The organism is Komagataeibacter ossonobensis (genome assembly GCF_057359305.1).
On the sequence record NZ_JBXAYQ010000084.1, the window covers coordinates 1 to 5,174 of the forward strand.

At 59.2% G+C, this 5,174-nt stretch carries 4 protein-coding genes; all 4 read left to right on the forward strand.

What is annotated here, in order from left to right; translation table 11 throughout:
- The first annotated feature begins 129 nt into the window (after positions 1-129).
- Positions 130-1,590, forward strand: a complete 1,461-nt coding sequence (locus AC1RQ9_RS18435; RefSeq protein WP_235721025.1) for a sensor histidine kinase — start codon at positions 130-132, stop codon at positions 1,588-1,590.
- Positions 1,587-2,204 carry a response regulator FixJ gene (fixJ, locus tag AC1RQ9_RS18440; protein ID WP_019087322.1) on the forward strand — a complete coding sequence of 206 codons (618 nt, stop codon included), beginning with the start codon at positions 1,587-1,589 and terminating at the stop codon, positions 2,202-2,204. Before AC1RQ9_RS18435 ends, fixJ begins: the two co-directional genes overlap by 4 nt.
- A gap of 172 nt (positions 2,205-2,376) precedes the next feature.
- A complete protein-coding gene (locus AC1RQ9_RS18445) occupies positions 2,377-4,008 on the forward strand; it encodes an NAD-dependent malic enzyme (RefSeq protein ID WP_019087323.1) in 1,632 nt (543 codons plus the stop codon).
- Between the two features lie 83 nt (positions 4,009-4,091).
- Entirely contained in the window at positions 4,092-5,033 is a 942-nt protein-coding gene (locus AC1RQ9_RS18450) for an AEC family transporter (RefSeq protein ID WP_019087324.1), read from the forward strand.
- Positions 5,034-5,174 lie beyond the last annotated feature (141 nt).

Here is a 5,174-nt window from a genome sequence, read left to right on the forward strand (position 1 = left end):
AGAACCATGACGGTTCATGGCGCAGTCTCACCCTACAGGTGCAATGTTTTGATGAATGAGGCTATTACGTAGTAATACTGACTCGCCTTGGCGAGGTCGTTCGCCGACCATTCGGTGAGGAGAACGTCATTGAGGGACTTTTGGGATCTGCCGCCTCAAGAGACCGGTGCGCTGGCACGCCATCGCAGTTTCGCGGCCGCCTCCTCGTACGCGCTCGGGCTCGTGATACTGGGGACGCTCATACGTTTCCTGATCAATCCGTTTCTCGGCGGCAGGACGTTGTTTCTCTTACTGCTTCCGGGAGTGCTCGTCGGCGCGGTGATCGGCGGTCTCTTTTCCGGTCTAGCCGCAGCCACACTTGCATCAGTGATCGGCTGCCTCCTTCTCGCGCATGACGGCGCGCCGCCGATCGAAAACTGGGTCGAGACGATCCTGTTCGCGACACTCTGCGTCCTGATCACGTGTGGTGGCGAATGGCTGCTACGTGCCCGTCGGCGCACGGCCGCGATGGCGCAGCGTATCCTTGAGCGGGAGGCGCATCTCAGCGCCATCCTCGACGCAGTTCCCGACGCTATCATCATTCTCGACGAGCGCGGCATCGTGCAATCATTCAGCAACGCGGCGGAGACACTTCTGAGGTCTAATGCGGCAGAGGCGATCGGGACGAATATCGCAGACATCGTCCCCGAACTCGGAACGGCTCCAGTCTCCGATCGGCACGGAATAGCGGCAGTCGCCCGTCGGAAAGACGGGACGACTGTCCCCGTTGATCTGTCTACCGGACGCCTGACATCAGGAGAGGGCTCCTTTACAATCGCGTTCCTTCGCGACCTCACGGAACGCGAGGAAGCGGACCGACGCGTGCGACAGTTGCAGGCCGAAGTCACACATATCTCACGCCTGTCAGCCATGGGCGAGATGGCAGCCACACTGGCTCACGAACTTAATCAGCCTCTGACGGCCATCACGAACTTTCTCAACGGCGGACGCCGTCTCCTGGAAGCCGAGAACGGGCAGAGCACGCGCGTGCAAGAGGCCATGGACAAGGCGGCCGCGCAAGCGCTGCGGGCCGGTCGGATCATACGGTCGTTGCGGGACTTCGTGTCTCGGGGAGAAGGTGAGCCGGGACTGGAAAGCCTGCGGGCGCTTATCGAAGAGATGGCAACGCTGGCCTTGGTCGGAATTGCGGAGCGCGGGATCGACGTATCCTTTCAGCTGGACTCTGGGGCCGATCAGGTTATCGCGGACAAGATTCAGATCCAGCAAGTCCTCCTCAACCTGATCCGCAACGCCGTGGAGGCCATGGAGGACTGTGACGAACGGCGTCTGGTCGTCGCGGTCGACGCTTTCGAAGGCATGGCACGGATCCGCGTGACGGATACTGGCCCCGGTGTGAGCCCCGAGATTGCGGGCAGGCTGTTTGAACCTTTCTCAACGACGAAGGATCATGGCATGGGAGTCGGGCTGTCGATCTGCCGCACCATCGTGGAGGCTCATGGAGGACGCATCGGAGCGCAGCGGGAACGCGGGGGAGGGATGTGCTTTCTTTTCACTCTTCCCTGCGCCAGGACAGAGGAGTTTGGCGAATGAACCCGGATGGTATCGTCCATGTGATCGACGACGACGAAGCCGTACGCGAATCCCTTGCCTTCCTGTTGCTGACATCGGGACATACCGCGAGGACCCACGCATCGGCGGATGAGTTCCTCGCTATCCTCGACGGGGTCGAGTGCGGATGCATCATAACGGATATCCGGATGCCGGGCATGGACGGCATCGCTCTTGTCGACCGTCTCCAGAAGCGCGCGACGGTTCTCCCGGTCATTGTGATCACGGGGCATGCTGACGTCCCCCTAGCGGTGCAGGCCATGAAAGCCGGCGCCCGCGACTTCATCGAAAAGCCGTTCGACGATCATACCATTCTCGACGCGGTGGCCTCCGCTCTGCGGTGCGGTGACGAGAACGGCGCCGAACGCGCGCATGCACATGTCATTCGCCAGCGGATCGCCGCTCTGACGACGCGGGAGCAACAGGTTCTCCGTGGCCTCGTCGACGGTCAATCGAACAAGGTCATCGCCCGGGAGCTTGGGATAAGCCCGCGCACGATAGAGATTTATCGGGCCAATCTCATGATAAAGATGGACGCTCGCAGCCTGTCTGAACTCGTGCGGATGACGCTGACAGCCACGGAGCGGCCGCGATAACACAGTCGACCTGAAATCAGGACGGGTCGTTTCCCTTACGAGGTTTTACGTACGTAGTTTTCCGGATGCGCTGGAGCTCGGGTGGGCCCAAGATGACATTCAGTCATCCAGCGGCGGCCGTTCCGAACGAAGCGCATGACTTCCGCACGCCGTCGAACCGCGAGGAGAACACATGAGCCAGGCCAGCACGATCCGGGGACAGGAAATCCTCAACAACCCCGCCCGCAACAAGGAAACCGCCTTTACAATGACTGAGCGTCAATCGCTCGGCCTTGAAGGTCTGCTTCCTCCGACTGTGGAAAACATCGACCGGCAACTGGAGAGGGTTCAGACGCAACTCGCCGCAAAGCCGAATGATCTCGAACGCTACATCTATCTCATGAGCCTGGCGGCCAGGAACGAGACGCTATTCTACCACACGCTGATGTCCGACCCCGCGCGGTTTGTGCCGATTGTCTATGATCCGACCGTGGCTGATGCCTGTCTGGCATACGGACATATCTATCGCGGCAGCGCGGGCATGTATCTCACGCGCGACATGAAAGGTCGCTTCAAAAAAATTCTGCGCAACTGGCCGGTAAAAGACGTTCGGTTCATCTGTGTGTCCACCGGCGGCCGTATTCTCGGTCTTGGCGATATCGGCGCTAACGGCATGGGCATTCCCATTGGCAAGCTCCAGCTCTACACCGCCTGCGCGGGGGTGCCGCCCGAGGCGCTGCTGCCTGTGCTACTGGACATAGGCACCACGAACGCGGCGCTCCGGGCCGATCCGCTTTATCTTGGTCTGCGCGAGCTCCCGCCAGACGAAGCGGAGGTGGATTTGATCTCAGAGGCATTTATCGAAGCCGCTACAGACGTGTTTCCCGGTGTCTGCATTCATTTCGAGGACTGGAAAGGTACCGATGCGATGCGGCTTCTCGCCCGCTATCGCGACAAGGTCCTGTGCTACAATGACGATATTCAGGGAACCGCAGCGATCGCGGTAGCAGGCCTGACCACGGCACTGCAGATCAAGAACGAGACTTTCGCCGATCAGCGCGTCCTTTTTCTGGGCGCAGGCTCAGCCGGGATCGGTATCGCAAGTATGATTGTCTCGGCGATGGTCGAAGCGGGTCTGGGCGAGGCCGAAGCGCGTGAGCGTATCGTACTGATCGATGTCAACGGTCTGATCGAGACCAGCCGGACCGATCTCAACGAGTGGCAGAAGCCGTTCGCGCACGAGGCGAAACCGACGAAAGATCTTCTCGAGGTCGTCAGAACCTTCAAGCCGACCATTCTGATCGGCGTCAGCACCATCGGCGGCGCATTCACCGAGGAGGTGGTCCGCGAGATGGCAAAACTGAACGAGCGGCCGGTGATCTTCCCGCTCTCCAATCCGACGAACAAGGCGGAATGTACGGCCGAGCAGGCCTATACCTGGACAAAAGGCAAAGCATTATACGCCGCTGGAGTCCAATTTCCGGACTTCGAATATCAGGGAAAGAGCTACCACCCGGGACAGGCCAACAATTTCTATATCTTTCCGGCAATCGGCCTCGCCGTTTACGCGACCCGTCCCGCGCGGATCACGGACGATATGTTCATCACCGCCGCCGCCGCGACAGCGGATCAGGTGGGGCCGAGCGCACGCGAGCATGGCATGCTGTTCCCGCTCCAAGCCAACATCCTGGAGACCGAAGTGACGACCGCCACGCGGGTTGCGGAGCATATCTTCGATAGTGGACAGGCCACCGTCGAGCGTCCGGAAAATATCCGCGCCTGGATCGAGGGGCTGCTCTACAAGCCGGTCTACAAGGAACTCTGACACACCTAAGTCATTCCCGGTGATCGGCTCGAGCCGATCACCGGGGATGATGACGCCTTCTCTCACCAACCCGGAGCAGATCCGTGAATCTCGTGATACTCGTCGCCGCCATCGCTCCGGTTGTCCTCATATTCGGGCTGGGCTATCTGGCCGGGAAGTACAAGGATTTCGATCACGATCAGGCCATCGGTTTCAGTCATTTCGCGCTGAAATATGCCCTGCCGGTTGCGCTCTTCCTCAGCATGGCGACCTTCAAACGCGACTTGCTCCTTCAGCAGGGGCCACTCGTTGTGGTCATGATCATCGGATATTCGCTCTTCTTTGGCGTGAGCTATCTCGTCCTGTGCATGATGACGCGCGACCGGCTCACCGCAGTCCTCCTCGGCTATGCGGTGTCCTCCACAGCCGCACCGATCTATGGCCTGACGGTCCTCGATCCAATCTATGGCGATACGGTCGGCGGCGGCGTAGTCGGTCTGGCTGCGGTTGTCACAAACCTCTTACAGGTTTCAGTCGTCATCTACCTGCTCGAGAGCGCGTCCAGGTCAGAAACGTCGAGACCCTCGTTGGCCCGAACGCTTGGAAAAACGATCAAGAACCCCCTTGTGTGGGCACCGGTGCTGGGCACCATCGTGTCTCTGTCCGGTCTGACGATGCCGCCGGTTTCCGTGTCCGTGCTCAAGCCTCTAGCAGTCTGCGCACCAGGAGCGGCGATCTTCGCCTGCGGGCTCGCGCTTGCGTCTTATTCCCTTAATCTCAGATCTAGGACCGTTATACTGGGATCGCTCGTCTGTGTCGTCTTGCAACCAGCAGTCTTCTTCGTCGCCCTCAAGGCATGGGGACTAAAATCCGCTATGGCGAAAGCAGCTTTTGTCGCAAGTGCGATGCCTACCTCCACACCGTCTGCCCTGTTTGCCCAGCAGTATGGGAAGTGCGAGGTAGAAACAGCCAGCATCATGCTGCTCACGACGCTCGGCATGGTCGTCGTCATTCCCGCCACTGTCGCTATATGCGAGTGGATATAACGCAAAAAAATAGATGATTGGAAAAGTTCTCTGGTTTTAAGACCTGCCCTATGATTACAATTCCATGCACTGATTGGAGAAAATGAGTCCTGAAAAGGTCTGTTTTCCGTTTTGAGAAGCGTTTTGCTCATTTGAGTGCTC